This is a genomic window from Allobosea sp. FG18 (assembly GCF_057809495.1).
Genome location: NZ_JBMDKB010000015.1, coordinates 53,707 through 70,897, shown reverse-complemented (window position 1 = coordinate 70,897; position 17,191 = coordinate 53,707). Strand labels below are relative to the sequence as shown.

The 17,191-nt window shown below is 68.5% G+C and carries 21 protein-coding genes and 1 pseudogene; 19 read left to right on the top strand and 3 right to left on the bottom strand.

Annotated elements, in window-relative coordinates; all coding sequences use genetic code 11:
* Positions 1-49 precede the first annotated feature (49 nt).
* Positions 50-217: a YegP family protein gene (locus ACODTJ_RS17215; protein WP_454657677.1), complete on the bottom strand. Its 168-nt coding sequence runs from the start codon at positions 215-217 to the stop codon at positions 50-52.
* Positions 218-550: 333 nt separating this feature from the next.
* Between ACODTJ_RS17215 and ACODTJ_RS17210 the strand changes: the two genes are divergently transcribed.
* From ACODTJ_RS17210 to ACODTJ_RS17190, 5 genes are read left to right on the top strand one after another with little or no spacing between them, the layout of a single operon-like run.
* Positions 551-1,738, top strand: a complete 1,188-nt coding sequence (locus ACODTJ_RS17210; RefSeq protein WP_454657676.1) for a phage portal protein — start codon at positions 551-553, stop codon at positions 1,736-1,738.
* Positions 1,735-1,935: a hypothetical protein gene (locus tag ACODTJ_RS17205; protein ID WP_170843290.1), complete on the top strand. Its 201-nt coding sequence runs from the start codon at positions 1,735-1,737 to the stop codon at positions 1,933-1,935. Before ACODTJ_RS17210 ends, ACODTJ_RS17205 begins: the two co-directional genes overlap by 4 nt.
* Entirely contained in the window at positions 1,932-2,111 is a 180-nt protein-coding gene (locus ACODTJ_RS17200) for a hypothetical protein (RefSeq protein ID WP_488849518.1), read from the top strand. Before ACODTJ_RS17205 ends, ACODTJ_RS17200 begins: the two co-directional genes overlap by 4 nt.
* A complete protein-coding gene (locus tag ACODTJ_RS17195; RefSeq protein ID WP_454657674.1) occupies positions 2,108-2,617 on the top strand; it encodes an HK97 family phage prohead protease in 510 nt (169 codons plus the stop codon). Before ACODTJ_RS17200 ends, ACODTJ_RS17195 begins: the two co-directional genes overlap by 4 nt.
* Before the next feature lie 23 nt (positions 2,618-2,640).
* Complete coding sequence (locus ACODTJ_RS17190) at positions 2,641-3,885, top strand: phage major capsid protein (RefSeq protein ID WP_454657673.1); 1,245 nt, start codon at positions 2,641-2,643, stop codon at positions 3,883-3,885.
* Positions 3,886-4,016: 131 nt separating this feature from the next.
* Here ACODTJ_RS17190 and ACODTJ_RS17185 read toward each other — a convergent pair whose 3' ends face one another.
* Positions 4,017-4,862: a S1 family peptidase gene (locus tag ACODTJ_RS17185; protein WP_454657672.1), complete on the bottom strand. Its 846-nt coding sequence runs from the start codon at positions 4,860-4,862 to the stop codon at positions 4,017-4,019.
* Between the two features lie 63 nt (positions 4,863-4,925).
* A complete protein-coding gene (locus ACODTJ_RS17180; protein WP_454657671.1) occupies positions 4,926-5,702 on the bottom strand; it encodes a S1 family peptidase in 777 nt (258 codons plus the stop codon).
* Positions 5,703-5,816: 114 nt separating this feature from the next.
* On the opposite strand from ACODTJ_RS17180, the gene ACODTJ_RS17175 reads away from it, so the two are divergent.
* The 14 genes and pseudogenes from ACODTJ_RS17175 (at position 5,817) to ACODTJ_RS17110 (ending at position 17,124) form a co-directional block, all read left to right on the top strand.
* Positions 5,817-6,386, top strand: a complete 570-nt coding sequence (locus ACODTJ_RS17175) for a head-tail connector protein (protein ID WP_454657670.1) — start codon at positions 5,817-5,819, stop codon at positions 6,384-6,386.
* A 2-nt stretch (positions 6,387-6,388) separates the two neighbouring features.
* Complete coding sequence (locus ACODTJ_RS17170; RefSeq protein ID WP_454657669.1) at positions 6,389-6,724, top strand: phage head closure protein; 336 nt, start codon at positions 6,389-6,391, stop codon at positions 6,722-6,724.
* Positions 6,721-7,131 carry a DUF3168 domain-containing protein gene (locus tag ACODTJ_RS17165; protein ID WP_454657668.1) on the top strand — a complete coding sequence of 137 codons (411 nt, stop codon included), beginning with the start codon at positions 6,721-6,723 and terminating at the stop codon, positions 7,129-7,131. The genes ACODTJ_RS17170 and ACODTJ_RS17165 overlap by 4 nt, the downstream gene beginning before the upstream one ends.
* Before the next feature lie 19 nt (positions 7,132-7,150).
* Positions 7,151-7,561 carry a phage major tail protein, TP901-1 family gene (locus ACODTJ_RS17160; protein WP_454657667.1) on the top strand — a complete coding sequence of 137 codons (411 nt, stop codon included), beginning with the start codon at positions 7,151-7,153 and terminating at the stop codon, positions 7,559-7,561.
* Positions 7,562-7,571: 10 nt separating this feature from the next.
* On the top strand, positions 7,572-7,916 hold the full coding sequence (locus ACODTJ_RS17155) for a gene transfer agent family protein (RefSeq protein WP_454657666.1): 345 nt from the start codon (positions 7,572-7,574) through the stop codon (positions 7,914-7,916).
* A 26-nt stretch (positions 7,917-7,942) separates the two neighbouring features.
* Positions 7,943-8,113: pseudogene (locus ACODTJ_RS17150) on the top strand (phage tail assembly chaperone); the annotation flags it as partial.
* Positions 8,114-8,149: 36 nt separating this feature from the next.
* Positions 8,150-8,746: a phage tail tape measure protein gene (locus tag ACODTJ_RS17145; RefSeq protein WP_454657665.1), complete on the top strand. Its 597-nt coding sequence runs from the start codon at positions 8,150-8,152 to the stop codon at positions 8,744-8,746.
* Positions 8,747-8,757: 11 nt separating this feature from the next.
* The gene (locus tag ACODTJ_RS17140; RefSeq protein ID WP_454657664.1) at positions 8,758-9,396 is read left to right on the top strand and encodes a phage distal tail protein, Rcc01695 family; all 639 of its coding nucleotides are present in this window, start codon (positions 8,758-8,760) and stop codon (positions 9,394-9,396) included.
* A gap of 9 nt (positions 9,397-9,405) precedes the next feature.
* Positions 9,406-10,287: a DUF2163 domain-containing protein gene (locus ACODTJ_RS17135; protein WP_454657663.1), complete on the top strand. Its 882-nt coding sequence runs from the start codon at positions 9,406-9,408 to the stop codon at positions 10,285-10,287.
* Positions 10,284-10,715: an NlpC/P60 family protein gene (locus ACODTJ_RS17130; RefSeq protein ID WP_454657662.1), complete on the top strand. Its 432-nt coding sequence runs from the start codon at positions 10,284-10,286 to the stop codon at positions 10,713-10,715. The genes ACODTJ_RS17135 and ACODTJ_RS17130 overlap by 4 nt, the downstream gene beginning before the upstream one ends.
* Entirely contained in the window at positions 10,715-14,638 is a 3,924-nt protein-coding gene (locus ACODTJ_RS17125; RefSeq protein ID WP_454657661.1) for a baseplate multidomain protein megatron, read from the top strand. The genes ACODTJ_RS17130 and ACODTJ_RS17125 overlap by 1 nt, the downstream gene beginning before the upstream one ends.
* Before the next feature lie 63 nt (positions 14,639-14,701).
* Positions 14,702-15,025 carry a PepSY domain-containing protein gene (locus ACODTJ_RS17120; protein WP_454657660.1) on the top strand — a complete coding sequence of 108 codons (324 nt, stop codon included), beginning with the start codon at positions 14,702-14,704 and terminating at the stop codon, positions 15,023-15,025.
* Positions 15,026-15,063: 38 nt separating this feature from the next.
* Positions 15,064-15,732, top strand: coding sequence for a response regulator transcription factor (locus ACODTJ_RS17115; protein ID WP_454657659.1), 669 nt, complete (start codon positions 15,064-15,066; stop codon positions 15,730-15,732).
* A gap of 9 nt (positions 15,733-15,741) precedes the next feature.
* Positions 15,742-17,124 (top strand): ATP-binding protein, encoded by a 1,383-nt coding sequence (locus ACODTJ_RS17110; RefSeq protein ID WP_454657658.1) that lies wholly within the window; start codon positions 15,742-15,744, stop codon positions 17,122-17,124.
* Positions 17,125-17,191: the final 67 nt, after the last annotated feature.

Genomic DNA, 17,191 nt, shown 5'->3' with positions numbered 1-17,191 from the left:
GGTTGAAGTGGGTCAGTTGTTTTGGGAAGGAGAGAGTGAAGCTGCTTCACTATTCCTTAACCGGCGCATTGAATGATCCTTTAACCAAGCCGATTGCGTGCAGGCAGTCCGCTTTGTTGAAGTATCCCTCGCCAGAGTTCGCGATCTTCAAGTTGTTGGCAGCGTAGAGAGTCCAGCGCCACTGCCGATTGGCATCTTGGTACAGGTAATAGAACATGGTGACTCCATCTGAGGGAACTTTCGAAAAGTTCCTAGTTGAGTACCGATATGAAGGGCAGACGTGGGCTATTGAACTGCCAGCGCGCAACTGGAATGATGCTCATGCTCGCGTAAAGGCGCTCGCATGGGCTCGTTGCGAAGGGCAGATCGCCGCGAAGCTCTACATACCAGCGGGCAGTACTTTTCGCAAAATCTGGCGAATCATCACCGCCCGACTTTAGGTTATCCGGCTGCTGATCGGCCGCAAGCCTCAAATCGAAACATTCTGTGGACAAGCTGCGAACATCGTTCGCGGCTTGTTTTTGTTTTGATCCCATTCCTGGATTGAAAAATGAAACTAATCAATAGGTTATTGAGCCTGCGCGGCCGAGCCGCGCCGGGCCAGAAGCGCTCGCGCGTCGGGCCGCTGATCGCGCTGCACGAGGCGGGGCGCGCCGTCTGGACGCCCCGCGACTATGTCGCGCTCTCGCGGGAGGGCTATGAGCGCAATCCGGTCGTGCATCGCTGCATCCGCCTGATCGCGGAGGCGGCGGCACAGACGCCGCTTGTCGCCAAGGTCGGTTCGCGCGAGGTGCCGGAGCATCCGGCGCTGGCCCTGATCGAGCGGCCCAATCCGCGCCAGGGCGGCATTGCCTTCCGCGAGATGCTGGTCGGCCACCTCATGGTCGCCGGCAATGCCTACGTCGAGGCGGTGAGTGCCGGCCGCGAGCCGCGTGAACTCTATGCGCTGCGGCCCGACCGGATGCGCGTCGTACCCGGCCGCGACGGCTGGCCGGAGGCTTATGACTACACGGTCGGCGGCGACACGGTGCGCTTCCGGCAGGACGAGGGCGGCCTGCCGCCGATCCTGCACCTGACGCTGTTCCACCCCGTCGACGATCATTACGGCCTGTCGCCGATCGAGCCAGCGGCGGTGTCGCTCGACATCCACAATGCCGCCGGCAGCTGGCACAAGGCCCTGCTCGATAATGCCGCGCGCCCCTCCGGCGCCCTGGTCTATGACGGGCCGGAAGGCGCCACGCTGACCGAAGCGCAGTTCGAACGCCTCAAGCAGGAGCTGGAGGATTCCTTCCAGGGCGCCCGCAATGCCGGCCGGCCGCTGTTGCTCGAAGGCGGGCTCGATTGGAAGCCGCTCTCGCTGACGCCGGCTGAGCTGGATTTCGTCGCGGCCAAGGGCGTTGCGGCCCGCGAGATCGCGCTCGCTTTTGGTGTGCCGCCGCTGCTGCTCGGCCTGCCCGGCGACAACACCCACGCCAATTTCGCCGAGGCCAATCGCGCGCTCTGGCGCCAGACCGTCATCCCGCTGGTGCGCCGCACGGCGCAGTCGTTGGCGCAATGGCTTGGGCCGGCCTTCGGCGACGAACTCGTGCTGGAGCCCGATCTCGATGCCATCGAGGCGCTGGCCGACGAGCGGGAATCGCTTTGGCGCCGGCTCGGTGCTGCGACCTTCCTCGACGAGGACGAGAAGCGCGAGGCGGTCGGCTACGGCCGTCGCGCCTCCGGGAAGGAGGCCTCATGAACATGCTCGAACAGGTCGTCGCGGCCTTCGTCGGCCGCGCCGATGTCGGCCATCTCGGCCTGTTGCTCTGGGCGGCGAGTGCCTCGGGGCTGGCCTGGCTCGTCCTGCGCGAGCTGACCGCCGCCAATCGTCGCTTCGATGATTTCGTCCGCGAACTCAATCGCTTCAACGCACGCCACGAGGGGGATCCGTCATGAAAGGCAGGAACGGCGCGGCCAAGCCGCCGCCCAAGGCTCCCGCGCCTGCCCGCTCGGGCAGGGCGTCACGCCGCGGCGCGCCCGTCGAGACCTTCAGCCGCTTCGTCTGCCAGCTCGCCAAACTCGAGGGCGAACGGACGAAAGGTGGCGGGGACGGCGCGGAGGGCGAGCGATGATGCCACGCAGTCCGGCCCGCGCCTCGCTCGAATCCAAGCTGCTGCCGCTCCAGCCGGCCCGGATCGGTCTGGACGGCGTTTTCGAAGGCTATGCCAGCCTCTTCCGCATCCCCGATCTCGGCAAGGACATCGTCGAGCCCGGCGCCTTCCGCGAGAGCCTGCAAAGGCGCGGGCCGGCCGGCGTGAAAATGCTCTGGCAGCATGACCCGGCCGAGCCGATCGGCCGCTGGTCGAGCCTGACCGAGGATAGCCGTGGCCTGTTCGTGCGCGGCCGGTTGTCGCTCGCCGTCGCCCGTGCCCGCGAACTCCACGCGCTGATGCGCGACGGCGCGATCGACGGGCTCTCGATCGGCTTTCGCCACGAAAAGGCCCGCACCGAGCCGCGAACCGGCCTGCGCCGGCTCGAACGCATCGATCTCTGGGAGGTCTCGATCGTGACCTTCCCGATGCTGCCGCAGGCCCGGATCGCCGCTGTGAAGGCGATCAGGCCCTCCGCCTTCATCTGACCCATCACCCCCGAGGAGAGACCATGAGCCATCTCAACACCGTGCCCGAGACCAAGGCCGCAGGCGCCGATCTCGCATTGGCTTTCGAGGACCTGCGCTACACGCTGGAGAACTACCGCGCCACCAACGAGGAGCGCCTCGCCGGCCTGGAGGCGCGCCAGAACGTCGATCCGCTGACCGAGGAGAAGCTCGTCCGCATGGACGCTGCGCTCGACGACACCATGCGCCGTATCGACCGGCTGACGCTGGAGCGCTCCCGCCCGGCACTCGGCCAGGACGGCCCGCGCGATCCGCTGACGGCGGAGCACAAGGCGGCTTTCGGCGCTTACGTTCGTACCGGCGAGGCCGGCGGCCTGAAGCGGCTGGAGGCCAAGGCGCTCTCCGCCGGCTCCGGCCCGGATGGCGGCTATCTCGCGCCGGCGACCGTCGAGGGCGAAATCCTGCGCCGCCTGGCCACTGTCTCGCCGATCCGCGCGCTCGCCACGGTCCGCACCATCTCGTCGGGCACCTACAAGAAGGCGTTCTCGACGACTGGTCCGGCTTCCGGCTGGGTGGCCGAGACGGCGGCGCGGCCGCAAGGCGCCTCGCCGACCCTGGCGGAGCTGTCGTTCCCCGCCATGGAACTCTACGCCATGCCGGCCGCGACGCAGACCCTGCTCGACGACGCCATCGTCGATATCGACCAGTGGATCGCCGAGGAGGTCGAGAGCGCCTTCGCCGAGCAGGAGGGCGCGGCCTTCGTCAATGGCGACGGCGTCGACAAGCCCAAGGGCTTCCTGGCCTATCCGACGGTGGCCGAGGCCAGCTGGAGTTGGGGCAATATCGGCGCGCTCAATACCGGCGTGGCCGGAGCCTTTCCGGCCTCGAACCCCTCCGACGTGCTCGTCGACCTCGTCTATGCGCTGAAGGCAGGCTTCCGCCAGAACGCCTCCTTCGTGATGAACCGCAAGACGCAAGCAACCGTCCGCAAGTTCAAGGACTCGACCGGTAATTATCTCTGGCAGCCGCCCGCTTCGGCCGGCGCTCCGGCGACGCTGCTCGGTTTCCCGCTGGTCGAGGCGGAGGACATGCCGAACATCGCCAACAACGCGGTCTCGATCGCCTTCGGCGATTTCCGGCGCGGCTATCTCGTCGTCGACCGGGCCGGCGTGCGCATCCTGCGCGATCCCTATTCCGCCAAGCCCTATGTGCTGTTCTACACGACCAAGCGCGTCGGCGGCGGCGTCCAGGACTTCGCGGCGATCAAGGGGCTGAAGTTCGCGGTCTGAGCCTTTGGCCGCGCGGTCTCCGTCATGGTCGGGCTTGTCCCGACCATCTACGTGTTCGCTGGTCGAAGGTCGCGTTCAAGACGTGGATGCTCGCCACAAGGGCGAGCATGACGGCCCGGTCCGCGGAACAATCAGCGCGAGAACCACCAGCTGAAGGCGGCGCGCGGCTCGGCTGCCTGCTCCGGCGGCGCTTCGCTGCCGAGCGCACGTAGCCGCGCGGTGCCTTCGGCGATCCAGCCGCGATAATCGCTGACCGGGGTGATCGCGGTGAAGCCGCCGCAGATCCGGCGCGCCTGCGTTTTCAGCGGCCCGCTGGACCAGCTGACGATGCCGACGAGGTCGCGCGAGCGGGTCCCGCTGCCGCGCAGCACAGGTCCGCCGGAATCGCCGCGGCAGGCGCCGGCTCCCGGCGTCTCGCCGCGGTTCTCGGCGTCGACCGCGACCTTGACGGTGTTCTGCGTAGTGTAGTTGCCGGCATTGACCAGCTGCGTCTCGCGCAGGCGTCGGGCCGTGCGCTTGTTGTTCTCCGCCGACAGCCCGTAGCCCGCCATGGTGATGGTCTCGCCCTGCCAGAGCCCGCTGCCGAGTGTCAAAGGCTCGATGTCACGCGGCAGCGGCTGCGCCAGGCGCAGCAGGGCGAGGTCGGTGCCGGGTTGGGTGCGGGGCGTCGTCCCCGGCACGAAGCTCGGATGCGGCAGGACCGCGACCACCATCTGGCGGCGGGCACGGAAGCGGGTGTCTAGACTGACGACGCTGATTGAGCCGCCGCCCATCAGGCAATGCGCCGCGGTGAGCACGATCTCGGGCGCGATCACCGCTCCCGTGCAGAGTTCGCCGCGGCTCGTCTCGACGCGGACGGTCGAGGCGCGGGCGCCGAGCGCATCGCGCGAATCGACGCCGCCGACCACGGCGAGCGCCGGCTGAGCGGCGGCGATGGCCAGGAAACATGCAGGGGCAAACGACGAGCGAAAGATCATGAAACGAACCAATGGACCGGCCGACCAATCTAGGCTGTGGCGCGATACAGTCCAGCCCTTCCGTCAGCGGCCGCGTGTCCAGCGGGCGCTTTCGCCCCATTTCGACAGGGTGGAATCGATCCAGCCGCGCTGCGGCGCGACCAGAACGCCCTGGCTGAGCAGTCCGCATTGGCGCCCGGAGGGGCCGGTCGACCAGCTCGTGACCGCGACGATGCCGTCATCGCCGAAGATCGGCCCGCCGGAATCGCCTTGGCAGGCGCCGGCGCCCGGTCGCTTGCCGCCACCGGCGTCGTCGGCTGCCCAGAGCAGGATGCGGCCGGGGCCATAAGGCTCGACCGTGGTCAGTGCCGCCGAACGATAGGTGCCCGTGCTGCGAGCTTCGCCCTCGCGGGAGACGCCGTAACCGGCGAGCGTGACGCTGCTGCCGGCGCGCGGCAGCGAGCCGTCGACGAGCCCGGCCGCGCTGAACCGGCCGGGCAGGGGCTCCGCCAGGCGGACCAGCGCGAGGTCGATCGTGCGGCGGCGGCTGCGGATCGCGCCGGCATCGAATTCCGGATGCATCGCGACCGCTGACGGCACGACGAGGACGGGCTCTCCGCCCTCCCGCCAGTGAACCCGGAGTTCGGTGCCGCCGGCAGCGCAATGGGCGGCGGTCAGGATGGCGCGTGCCGACAGGACGATGCCGGTGCAGACCCCGCCGCGGGCGTTGAGCACCATCAGCGTCGAGCCGGCAGCAGGTCCGCCCTCCTGCCCGGCCACGACGGCCCGCGCCGGCAGGCTCCCGAAGCTTCCGAAAGCGCAGGCGAGGCCGATGGCGGCGATTCCGTTGGCGATGTGCATCGGGAGCTCCTCTCCGAGAGGGCGCTCAATAGCGCGCCCGGCGCCGCAGATGAACCCTTTCGACTGCGGCTTCGCGGTCGAGCCCATGAAATCCAACGAATGAAGGGAGCGCCTATGACGCCGCTCGCCCTGGGCCCGCCGGTGATGGAGCCGGTGACGCTCACTGAAGCTCGCCAGTTCCTGCGCCTCGATCAGACCGATGAGGACAGTTTACTTGCCACTCTGATCACGGCCGCAAGACTGATGATCGAGGCGGCATCGGGACGCTGTCTGATCGAGCAGCCCTGGCGCATCGTGCTCGATCGCTGGCCGGCGGGTGGCGTGATCCGCCTGCCGCTCTCGCCGCTGCTGCGGATCGACGCGGCGCGCGTCTACGACGTGCTCGGCATGGCGCAGGCTGTCGCGAACGCTTCGCTGACCGTCGACAAGGCTGCCGATCCGCCGGTCATCCGTCTGACGGGCGAGGTGCCGGAGATCGGCCGCACCCATGGCGCGATCGAGATCGATATCGCCGTTGGCTTCGGGGCAACGGCTGCGGCCGTGCCGGCGCCGCTGCGGCAGGCCGTGCTGCGCCTTGCCGCCCGCTGGTTCGAGCAGCGCGGCGACGTCGCCGGGCGCGACGCACAGGCATTGCCGGTCGCCATTGCCGCGCTGGTCGCGCCGTTTCGCCGCGGGAGGCTCTGAGCATGGCCCAGGAACCTGCTGCCATCGGCCGGATGCGGCGCCGAATCGTGCTCGAGGCGCCGGTCGCCGCGACAGACGGACTGGGTGGCACGACGCGGGTGTTCGAGACCGTCGCTGCGCTCTGGGCTCAGATCGAGTGGCTTTCCGGCACCGAGGTCTGGCGTCAGGGCAGGCCGGAGCAGTCGCGCAACTATCGCATCACGATGCGCTGGCGCGGTGACGTCGATGCGGGCAGGCGCCTGCGCGACGGAGATCGCCTGTTCGACATCCGCTCCGCCGCAGATCCCGATGGCGCACGCCGCCGGCTGATCTGTCTGGTCGAGGAGGTGACGCCATGAGCGATGCCATCCTGGCCCTTCGTGCGGCCGTACAGGCGCGCCTCGTCGCGAATGCAGCTTTGACCACGCTGATTGGCCCCGACCGCATCTTCGATGAGGCGCCACGCGCGGCGCGCGGGATCTATGTCGTTCATGGCGAGGTTGAGGCGCGCGACTGGTCGACCGGCAGCGACCGGGGCTGCGAGCAGGAGTTCGCGCTCGTCGTCTGGGCCGCGCAAAGCGGCTCGTCGCGCCAGGCGCTGGAAGCCGCCGGCCTGATCGTCACAGCGCTCGATCAGGTCGGCCTCACTGTGGACGGGCACGCGCTCATCAATCTGCGTTGGCTGTCGAGCCGGCTCGCCCGCGAGACCCGCAACGGGTTGCCTCAGGTGACGATCCGCTTCCGCGCCGCCATCGAAACGCTCTAGCTCATAAAGGAGAAGCCGCATGGCGGCACAGAAGGGCAAGGACCTGCTGCTCAAGGCGGGGGATGGTGCCGGCGGCTTCGTCACGGTCGCCGGCCTGAGGGCGCGGCAGATCGCGTTCAACGCCGAGACCGTCGACGTGACGCATTCGGAATCGGTCGGGCGCTGGCGCGAATTGTTGGCGGGAGCCGGCGTGCGCCGCGCCAGCATCAGTGGTGCCGGCATCTTCAAGGACGAGGCGTCGGATGCACTCGTCCGCCAGACGTTTTTCGACGGGACGATCCGCGACTGGCAGATCGTCGTGCCGGATTTCGGCACGATCTCGGGGGCGTTCCAGCTCACGGGCCTGGAGTATCGCGGCGACCATGCCGGAGAGGTCACCTTCGACCTGTCGCTGGAATCCGCCGGGCTTCTGGCCTTCGCGGCGCTCTGAGGGGACAGCCATGGTCAATCGTCATCGCGGCGAGACCGCGCTCGTGGTCGCCGGTGAAACCCTGCCGATGCGCCTGACGCTCGGCGCGCTTGCTGAGCTCGAACATGCCTTCGCCGTCGATAGCCTCCCCGCGCTGGGCGAGCGCTTCGTCGAAGGCAGGCTCTCCGCCCGCGACATCATCCGCATCATCGCTGCCGGCCTCCGCGGAGCGGGCCAGGCGATCCGCGACGAGGATGTCGCGGAGCTCTCCTTCGATGGCGGCCTGAATGGTGCCATCAAGGCGGCGATTGCATTGCTCGAGGCGACCTTCGGCGAGGGTGGTGACGCAGCCCGCCCTCCGCAGCCGCCGGCGTAGGCGCGCCGGCGGGTTTTCCCTGGGATGAGGTGATGGCCTTCGGGCTCGGCCGGCTGGCCTGGCCGCCTGATCGCTTCTGGGCGGCGACGCCGCGCGAGATCGCAGCGGCGTTACGGGCTCATCAGGACCGTTCCCGAGGCTCCGCGCCGGAACGTCCGGCGCTCGCTGCTCTGATGGCTGTCTTCCCCGATGCCTGAGGCGGCAATTCCAACCAATCTATCGAGGAGATGGCCATGACGGATGACGATGGTTTGGAGTCGGGGGGACGCCTCTCGGACCTCAAGACGATGGACCGGCTGACCCAGTCACTGAGCCGCTCTTCGGAAAGCTTCGGCAAGTCGATCGTCGGCGCCTTCTCGCGCGGCGTCGTCGAGGGCAAGCGCTTCGAGGATGTGCTGCGCAGCGTCGGCCGCTCGATGACCGATAGCCTGCTCAAGACGGCGCTGAAACCGCTGCAGACCGGTCTGTCGAGCCTGCTCGGGAGCAGCATCAAGGGTCTGACCGGCCTGTTCGGAGGCATCGGCTTCGGAGGCTCGGGCGGCAGCATTCCGGTCGCGCCCTTCGCCGAAGGCGGCATCGTCGCCTCGCCGTCCTATTTCCCGACCGGGCGGGGGCTCGGCTTGATGGGTGAGCGCGGCGCCGAGGCGATCATGCCGCTCGCCCGCGGTCCCGACGGGCGCCTCGGCGTGCGCGCCGGCAGCGGACAGAGCCGGCCGCTCAATGTCGTCGTGCAGGTCTCGACCCCCGATGCCGACAGCTTCCGTCGCTCGGAGGCACAGGTCTCCGCGGCGATCGCCCGCGCGGTCGCGCGTGGGCGGCGCGCTCTTTGAGGGAGGGGCGGATGCCGGATTTCCATGAGGTTCGCTTCCCGCTCGATGTCGCACGCGGCGCGCGCGGTGGGCCGGAGCGCCAGACCCAGATCGTGACGCTCGCCTCCGGGCGGGAGGTGCGCAACAGCCGCTGGGTGCATTCGCGCCGCCGCTACGATGCCGGGCTCGGCATCCGCAATCTCGATGCGCTGGCAGCGGTGGTGAGCTTCTTCGAGGAGCGTCGCGGCCGGCTCTATGGCTTTCGCTGGCATGACCAGCTTGACTGGAAGAGCTGCCGGCCCTCGCAGCAGCCGGCTGCGACCGACCAGGTCATCGGGGTCGGCGATGGCGTCGCGACCGGCTTCCAACTCTGCAAGGCCTATGGGACGGGTGCGTCCGCCTATAGCCGCGAGATCACCAAGCCCTGCGCCGGCACGGTCCGGGTCGCCATGGATGGCGTCGAGCTGGCTGGTGGTGCCTTCTCCTGCAACCTGTCGACTGGGCGGATCTCCTTCGCCGCCGGCTCGATCCCGCCGCCGGCCGCCGTCGTGACCGCTGGCTTCTCCTTCGACGTGCCTGTCCGCTTCGATACCGATGCGATCGAGGTCGATCTCTCCGCCTTTGCGGCCGGCGAGATCCCGCGCGTCCCCGTGATCGAGATCATTCCCTGAGGTCTGCCCATGCGCGACATTCCATCCGGTCTCGCCGCCCATATCGCGGCGGCTGCGACCACGCTTTGCCATTGCTGGAGCCTGACGCGCCGTGACGGGCTCGTGCTCGGCTTTACCGACCATGATCGCAAGCTGTCCTTCGACGGCGTCGACTTTGCCGCGACGGCCGGGCTCGAAGCGGCGGAAAGCGCGGCGGAGCTCGGCTTCGCCATCGGCGGCGGCGAGGTCGCCGGCGCCTTCGCCGCCCTCGGCCTGAACGAGGCCGATCTGGCGCGCGGGCTCTACGACGATGCGCGCGTGCGCGTCTGGCTGGTCAATTGGGCCGATCCCGGTCAGAGGGTTCTGCTGGAGGAGGGTTTCGTCGGCGAGATCAAGCGCGGCGAGACGCGCTTTACCGCCGAGATCCGTAGCTTTGCCAAGGCTTTCGACGAGGAGCGCGGACGGCTCTACATGCGCTCCTGTTCGGCCGATCTCGGCGATGCGCGTTGTGGTCTGTCGTTGGTCGCAGCGGAGGCCGAGGTCGTCGAGAGCGATGGCCGGCTCTCGCTCGCGGTCGAGGGATTGGCCTCCTATGCGGATGGCCACTTCACCGGTGGCCGGCTGGTCTTCACCGGCGGTGCCAACGCAGGCTTCGCCACCGAGGTGAAGCGGCACGGCCGCGAGGGCGTGCAGGCACTGTTCCAGCTCTGGCAGGCGCCGGCTGCGCCGATCGCCCTGGGCGACGGATTCAGGGTCACGCCGGGTTGCGACAAGAGCTTCGCGACCTGTCGCGCCAAATTCGGCAACGGCGTCAATTTCCGCGGCTTCCCGCATATGCCGACGACGGATTTCATCATCGGTGGCGTCCGCCCCGGCGATGGTGCGCTCGACGGCGGGAGCCTGTTCCGATGAGGCGCGACGAGATCGTCGACGCCGCGCGGCTCTGGCTGGGCACGCCCTATCATCATCAGGCCTCGCTGCGCGGCGTCGGCTGCGATTGCCTCGGACTGGTGCGCGGCGTCTGGCGCGATCTCTGTGGTGACGAGCCGGAAGCGCCGCCGCCCTATTCGCCGAGCTGGGCCGAAAGCCTGCGGCAGGAGACTCTCGCCTTGGCTGCCGAGCGCCACCTGCAGCCGCTCGCCCTCGCGGAAGTGCGGCCGGGCGATGTGCTGCTCTTCCGCTGGCGCGAGCACCTGCCGGCCAAACACTGCGCGATTCTCACGGGCCCGGACCGCCTCATCCATGCCCATGACGGCGCGGCCGTCGCCGAGGTCGCCTTCACGCCCTGGTGGCGGCGCCATCTCAGCCACGCCTTTTCCTTCCCCGGAGTGACCGACTGATGGCGACGCTTCTTCTCCAGGTTGCCGGCGCCGCGCTCGGGTCTGCCCTTGGCGGGCCGGTCGGCGGCGTCATCGGCCAGGCTTTGGGTGGGCTTGCCGGCGCCAGCATCGATCAGGCCTGGCTCGGCGGCGCCGGTGGCGGGAACAAGATCGTCGAAGGCCCGCGCCTCAAGGAGGTCAATGGCCTCGCCGCGACGGAGGGGGCGGCGATCCCCCGCCTCTACGGCCGGGCGCGGCTTGGCGGGCAATTGATCTGGGCGACGCGCTTCGAGGAAGAGGTCACGGTCTCGATCACGCGCACCAAGAGCGGCGGCAAGGGCGGCAGCCGTGCGAAGAAGACCTTCGAGACGACCTATAGCTACCATGCCAATCTCGCGATCGGCCTGTGCGAAGGGCCGATCGCCTTCATCCGGCGCATCTGGGTCGATGGGCGCGAGCTCGATGTCCAGACCGTCCAGATGCGAGTCCATCACGGCTACGAGACGCAGGAGCCCGATCCGCTGATCGCGGCGAAGGAGGCGGGCGAGGCGCCGGCCTATCGCGGGCTCGCCTATGTCGTGTTCGAGCGCTTCCCGCTGGCCGATTACGGCAACCGCGTGCCGCAATTCGATTTTGAGGTCGTGCGCGCCGTCGACGGGCTGGGTGGTATGATCCGCGCGGTGGCGCTGACGCCGGGTGCGGGCGAGTTCGTCTATGATACCCGCCCGGTCAGCCACGAGCCCGAGCCCGGCGTCACTGAAAGCCTGACGCGCCACCAGCTGTATAGCGGCAACGATGCCGATACGGCGCTGCGCTATCTCACGGCGCTCTGCCCCAATCTGCGCCGCGTGTCGCTGATCGTGTCCTGGTTCGGCGACGATCTGCGCGCGGGGGCCTGCACGGTCGCGCCCCGGATCGAAATATCGCACAAGCCGACGGTCGGGGCGCAATGGTCGGTGGCCGGGCTGACGCGGTCGTCGGCCCGTGTCGTCAGCCAGCTCTCCGGGCGGCCGGCTTTCGGCGGCACGCCCTCGGACGAGAGTGTCATCGCGTTGATCCGGCGCCTGCGCTTCGATTACGGGCTGGAGGTCGTGCTCTACCCCTTCCTGATGATGGACATCCCGGCCGGAAGCGCGTTGCCGGATCCCTATTCCGGCGCCGCCAGCCAGCCGCGTTATCCCTGGCGCGGCCGCATCACCTGCGATCCCGCGCCGGGTCGGCCGGGCAGCCCGGAAGGCAGCGCTGCGGTTGCGGCACAGGTCGCATCCTTCGTCGGCACCGTTGCACCGGTCGACATGGCACTAGCGGGCTCCAGCGTCGTCTGCGCCAAGCCTGACGAATGGTCCTATCGCCGGCTCGTGATGCATTGCGCCGCCCTGGCACAGGCCGCCGGCGGCGTGGAGGGGGTCGTCATCGGCTCCGAAATGGTCGGGCTGACGCATCTGCGTGGCGCATCCGGCTATCCGATGGTCGACCAGCTCGTTGCCATCGCGCAGGACGTCAAGTCCATGCTGCCGGGCGCCACGCTGACCTATGCCGCCGACTGGACAGAGTATGGCGCGGATGTCCGCGGCGATGGCGACAGTGTCGATTTTCCGCTCGATCCGCTCTGGGCTTCTCCCGCCATCGGCGCGATCGGCATCGATTTCTATCCGCCGCTCTCGGACTGGCGCGATTCCGGCAGTCATGCCGATGCCGCGATCGCGCGCGGCCCGGCCGATCTCGCTTATCTGCGCCAGCGCCTCACCGCCGGCGAAGCCTATGACTGGTACTACGCCGACGAGGCCGGCCGGATCGCGCAGACGCGCCTGCCGATCACCGACGGCGCCTATGGCAAGCCCTGGATCTTTCGGCCCAAGGACCTTCGGAACTGGTGGAGCCAGGCTCATATCCGCCGCGTGGGCGGCGTCGAGACGACTGCGACCCCGTTCGTGCCGGGCGGAAAGCCGGTCTGGCTGACCGAGATCGGCGTGCCGGCGGTCGACAAGGGCGCCAATGCGCCCAACATGTTTCCCGATCCCAAATCGGACGAGGGCGGCTATCCGCCGTTTTCGAGCGGCGCGCGCGACGATCTCGTGCAGGCTCGCGCCCTCGAGGCGATCATTTCGGGCTTCGATCCGGCGCGGGCCGGGTTCTACCCCGCACGCAATCCGGTCCATCCGACCAGCGGTATCCGCATGGTCGATCCCAACAGGATTTTCGTCTGGACCTGGGATATGCGGCCGTTCCCCGCCTTCCCGGATCTCTCGGGCATCTGGGCCGATGGCGCGAATTTCGAAACCGGCCACTGGCTGAACGGGCGTCTCGAAGGCACGCCGGTCGACCGGCTCGTCGCGAAGCTCCTGGCTGATTTCGGCCTGCCGCTTGCGGATCGGATCGCTGTCGACGGCTTCGTCGACGGCTATGTGCTGGATCGGCCGCTTTCGGCGCGACAGGCGCTCGAGCCGCTGGCCCAGAGCTTCGGTTTCGACGCGATCATGAGCGCTGGGGCTCTGCGCTTCGAGGGCAGGGGCGGCAAGGTCGCTCGCCTGCTCGGACCCGACGATCTCGTTCCAGATCGCGATGGCGAGCCGTTCACGCTCCGGCGCAGCCAGGAGACCGAGCTGCCGCTCGAACTGCGCCTCGGCTTCAGCGACAGCGAGGCTGATTACCGAAGCGCCGCCGCACGCTCGCGCCGGTTGGCGGGAGCGGCTCGTCGCGAGGCCGCGGTCGAAACCGCGATCGTGACCCGCTCCGCTGAAGGGCGGCGCCTGGCGGACCAGCGACTGCAGGAAGCCTGGGCCGGGCGCGAAACCCTCGAATGCGAGTTGTCTCCACGCTGCATCGCGCTCGAGCCCGGCGATGTCCTGTCCGTTCCGGCCGAGGCCGGCACCCGCCTGTTCCGCGTCACGCGTATCGCAGACGGCCCGACACGGCGTGTCAGCGCCCGCGCCGTCGAACCGGCGATCTATGTGGCGGTTGGAGCGAGCGGCGGGACGCGGCCGCCGCGACTGCCGCCCGCTCTGCCCGGCCGCCCGTTGGCGGTGCCGCTGGCCCTGCCGATCGTCACCGTGCAACCGCCGCCTCTGCTGTCGCTCGCTGCTTTCGCCGCGCCCTGGCCTGGCGCGCTGGCGATCTGGCGCGCCGACGAGGCCGGGCTGTTCGCGCTCGACGGCTTCGTCGAGGCGCCCTCGATCGTCGGCGAGACCTTGACGGCACTGCCGCCGGGGCCGCTCTGGCGGACGGATCGGCACGCTGTGCTGGAGGTCAGGCTGCGCGGCGGCGTGCTGTCTTCCGTTTCGCCGGAGGCAGCGTTGGCCGGCGCGAATGCGCTCGCTCTGGTGGGAGCGGACGGCATCGTCGAAATCGCCACGGCTTCGCAGGTCGAACTGATCGGACCACAGCGCTTCCGCTTGTCCAGCCTGATTCGTGGAATCGGCGGCAGCGAGAGTGCGGCGGCGCGTACTCTTCCGGCCGGTTCTCGCGTCGTCGTGCTGGATGGTGCCGCCGTCGCTTTGACGAGCGATCTGGCCCATCTCGGCCGGACGCAGCGCTATCGCATCGGCCCGGCCCGCGACGATGTCGGCGATGCCACGATGGTGGAATTCGTGGCCCCGATCGCCGGGGAGGCGCTCGTGCCGCTATCGCCTGTCCGGCCGAAGGCGATCAGGACCGGGGCCGGTATCGACATCGACTGGCTAAGGCGGACGCGAATCGATGGCGATTCCTGGGACCTGGTGGAGGTGCCGCTTGGAGAGGAGGGAGAGCGTTACGTCCTCGATGTCCTCGACGGCGAGACGCCGCTTCGTACCGAAATCGTGAACGCACCGGCATGGACCTATCCGGCTGCGCAGGAGCTCGCCGATTTCGGTGCGCCGCAGCAGGAAATCGGACTCTCGCTCCGGCAGCTCAGCGCCACGGTCGGCCGCGGCCGCGAATGGCGTGGACGGATTTCGGTGCGTTGATCTACTGTGAGTTGTGAACGAGGCGATGCATTCATGGCGCATTCAGGCGGATGGGACTAGCCCATGTCGATGATGCCGGTCGAACCGATCCTTGCCTTTGCGCTTATCGCCTCCTCGCCGATGCCGGTGATCCGCGTCGACGACGCGACGCCGATCTCATGCCTGTCCTCCGAGGAGACGCGAGATGCCGTCGCCGAGGGGCGCGTGATGCAGCCGGCCGAGGCCTCGCGCCATGCCCGCCATGCCGCTCCGGGCGAGGTCGTCCGCATCAGGCTCTGTCGCCAGGGCGAGGAATTCGTCTATGTGGTGACGACGCTGAAGCGTGACGGTCGCGTCGCGAGGGTGACGCTGGAAGGACAATCCGGCAAGATCGCCACCATCCGCTGACAGCCGTTGCGGCTACCCCTAACTGGAGCGACCCTACCGTGAGATTGCTCGTCGTCGAGGACGACAAGGACCTCAACCGCCAGATCGTGACCGCGCTCGAGAATGCCGGCTATGCCGTCGACAAGGCTTTCGACGGCGAGGAAGGCCTCTATCTCGGCGAGACCGAGCCCTACGACGCGGTGATTCTCGATCTCGGCCTGCCGAAGGTCGATGGCGTCGCCGTGCTGCAGAGCTGGCGCCGCGCCGGCAAGACCATGCCGGTGCTGATCCTGACCGCGCGCGACCGCTGGAGCGACAAGGTCTCGGGCTTCGATGCCGGCGCGGACGACTATGTCGTCAAGCCCTTCCATATCGAGGAATTGCTGGCGCGCGTCCGGGCCCTGCTGCGCCGCGCCGCCGGCCACGCCACCTCGGAACTGGTCTGCGGCCCCGTCCGGCTCGACACCCGCGCGAGCCGCGTCGTCGTCGACGGCAATCCGGTCAAGCTGACCTCGCATGAATACCGGCTGCTCTCCTATCTGATGCACCATCAGGGACGGGTGGTGTCGCGCACCGAACTGGTCGAGCATCTCTACGATCAGGATTTCGACCGCGATTCCAATACGATCGAGGTCTTCGTCGGCCGTCTGCGCAAGAAGCTCGGCGTCGATGTCATCGAGACTGTCCGGGGGCTCGGCTATATCGCCGCCGCTCCGGAAAAGGTCTGATCGCGGGCGATGCCGCTCAAATCCCATCGCTATTCGCTGGGAACGCGGCTGTTCTTCTCGGCGGCCGTCTGCTGCGTGCTGATCCTGGTGCTGGCCGGCGTCGGCCTGACCACCTTCTATCGCCGCTCGGCCGAGCGCGGCTTCGACGAGCGGCTCTCGGTCTATATCAAGCAGCTGGTCGCCGACCTCGCCGCGCCGCCCGAGACCGAGCGCCAGACGATCGGCGATCTCGGCGAGCCGCGCTTCGACCTGCCGCTGACCGGCTGGTACTGGCAGATCACCAGGCTCGACGGCGAGCGGCCGAATGTCCGCGCCTCGCGCTCGCTGGTCGGCGGGCAACTGCCCAAACTGCTCGACCAATCGATCGCGCCGAACAGTCGTGGCCTGCGCGAAAGCTATGTTTCCGGTCCGGACGACCGCCGCCTGCGCATCCTGGAGCGCGAGATCGATGTCGGCGAGGACGGGCGCTTTACGGTCGCCGTAGCGGCGCCGGCTGATGAAATCGAGGGCGATATCCAGGATTTCCGCTTCGCGCTGGCGATGACCTTCCTGCTGCTCGGCATCGCCCTGGTCGCTTCCACGCTTGTGCAGGTCCGTTTCGGCCTGCGCCCGCTGGTGCGCTTGCGCTCCGCTGTCGGTGCTGTCAGGACGGGCGAAAATCCGCGGATCGTCGGGCAGTATCCGCCCGATCTCGCGCCGCTCGCGAGCGAGCTCAACCAGCTCATCGATGCCAATCACGAGATTCTCGATCGCGCCCGCACCCAGGTCGGCAACCTCGCGCACGCACTGAAGACACCGCTCAGCGTGATGATGAACGAGGCCGGCACGAGCGGCGGCGACGGCCAGTTGCCCCAGACCGTCCGCGCGCAGGCCGCGATCATGCGCGACCAGGTGCAATATTATCTCGACCGGGCACGGGCGGCGGCGCTTTCGGGCGCGCTCGGCGGCGTGACCGAGATCGCGCCCTCGCTCGATGCCTTGCTGCGCACCTTCATCAAGATCTCGCAGGGCAAGGGCATCTCCGGTTCGCATACGATTCCGCCCAACCTGCGCTTCCGCGGCGAGAAGCAGGATCTGGAGGAAATGCTCGGCAATCTCCTCGATAACGCCTTCAAATGGGCGGGGTCGACCGTCGAGGTTTCCCTTGCCGGCGAAAAGGCTGCCGATACCGAGCGGATCGCGCTGCTGATCGACGATGACGGCCCCGGTCTGCCGGAGGGCGCTATGGCCGAAGTCCTGAAACGCGGGCGCCGGCTCGACGAGACCACGCCGGGCTCCGGCCTCGGCCTCTCCATCGTCGTCGACCTCGCCAAGCTTTATGGCGGCGGCCTGACCCTACAACGCTCGCCGCTGGGCGGCTTGAGGGCGCGGCTGGAACTGCCTTCGGTTTAGAAGAATTCTTTGCCGCGTGACCCTTTGTCACCATGAACCCGAGCGGATGATTGGCTAAGAACGCGGC

Coding starts and splice junctions, on each gene's coding strand:
- ACODTJ_RS17215 (WP_454657677.1), bottom strand. CDS start 217: ATGTTCTATTACCTGTACCAAGATGCCAATCGGCAGTGGCGCTGGACT.
- ACODTJ_RS17210 (WP_454657676.1), top strand. CDS start 551: ATGAAACTAATCAATAGGTTATTGAGCCTGCGCGGCCGAGCCGCGCCG.
- ACODTJ_RS17205 (WP_170843290.1), top strand. CDS start 1,735: ATGAACATGCTCGAACAGGTCGTCGCGGCCTTCGTCGGCCGCGCCGAT.
- ACODTJ_RS17200 (WP_488849518.1), top strand. CDS start 1,932: ATGAAAGGCAGGAACGGCGCGGCCAAGCCGCCGCCCAAGGCTCCCGCG.
- ACODTJ_RS17195 (WP_454657674.1), top strand. CDS start 2,108: ATGATGCCACGCAGTCCGGCCCGCGCCTCGCTCGAATCCAAGCTGCTG.
- ACODTJ_RS17190 (WP_454657673.1), top strand. CDS start 2,641: ATGAGCCATCTCAACACCGTGCCCGAGACCAAGGCCGCAGGCGCCGAT.
- ACODTJ_RS17185 (WP_454657672.1), bottom strand. CDS start 4,862: ATGATCTTTCGCTCGTCGTTTGCCCCTGCATGTTTCCTGGCCATCGCC.
- ACODTJ_RS17180 (WP_454657671.1), bottom strand. CDS start 5,702: ATGCACATCGCCAACGGAATCGCCGCCATCGGCCTCGCCTGCGCTTTC.
- ACODTJ_RS17175 (WP_454657670.1), top strand. CDS start 5,817: ATGACGCCGCTCGCCCTGGGCCCGCCGGTGATGGAGCCGGTGACGCTC.
- ACODTJ_RS17170 (WP_454657669.1), top strand. CDS start 6,389: ATGGCCCAGGAACCTGCTGCCATCGGCCGGATGCGGCGCCGAATCGTG.
- ACODTJ_RS17165 (WP_454657668.1), top strand. CDS start 6,721: ATGAGCGATGCCATCCTGGCCCTTCGTGCGGCCGTACAGGCGCGCCTC.
- ACODTJ_RS17160 (WP_454657667.1), top strand. CDS start 7,151: ATGGCGGCACAGAAGGGCAAGGACCTGCTGCTCAAGGCGGGGGATGGT.
- ACODTJ_RS17155 (WP_454657666.1), top strand. CDS start 7,572: ATGGTCAATCGTCATCGCGGCGAGACCGCGCTCGTGGTCGCCGGTGAA.
- ACODTJ_RS17145 (WP_454657665.1), top strand. CDS start 8,150: ATGACGGATGACGATGGTTTGGAGTCGGGGGGACGCCTCTCGGACCTC.
- ACODTJ_RS17140 (WP_454657664.1), top strand. CDS start 8,758: ATGCCGGATTTCCATGAGGTTCGCTTCCCGCTCGATGTCGCACGCGGC.
- ACODTJ_RS17135 (WP_454657663.1), top strand. CDS start 9,406: ATGCGCGACATTCCATCCGGTCTCGCCGCCCATATCGCGGCGGCTGCG.
- ACODTJ_RS17130 (WP_454657662.1), top strand. CDS start 10,284: ATGAGGCGCGACGAGATCGTCGACGCCGCGCGGCTCTGGCTGGGCACG.
- ACODTJ_RS17125 (WP_454657661.1), top strand. CDS start 10,715: ATGGCGACGCTTCTTCTCCAGGTTGCCGGCGCCGCGCTCGGGTCTGCC.
- ACODTJ_RS17120 (WP_454657660.1), top strand. CDS start 14,702: ATGTCGATGATGCCGGTCGAACCGATCCTTGCCTTTGCGCTTATCGCC.
- ACODTJ_RS17110 (WP_454657658.1), top strand. CDS start 15,742: ATGCCGCTCAAATCCCATCGCTATTCGCTGGGAACGCGGCTGTTCTTC.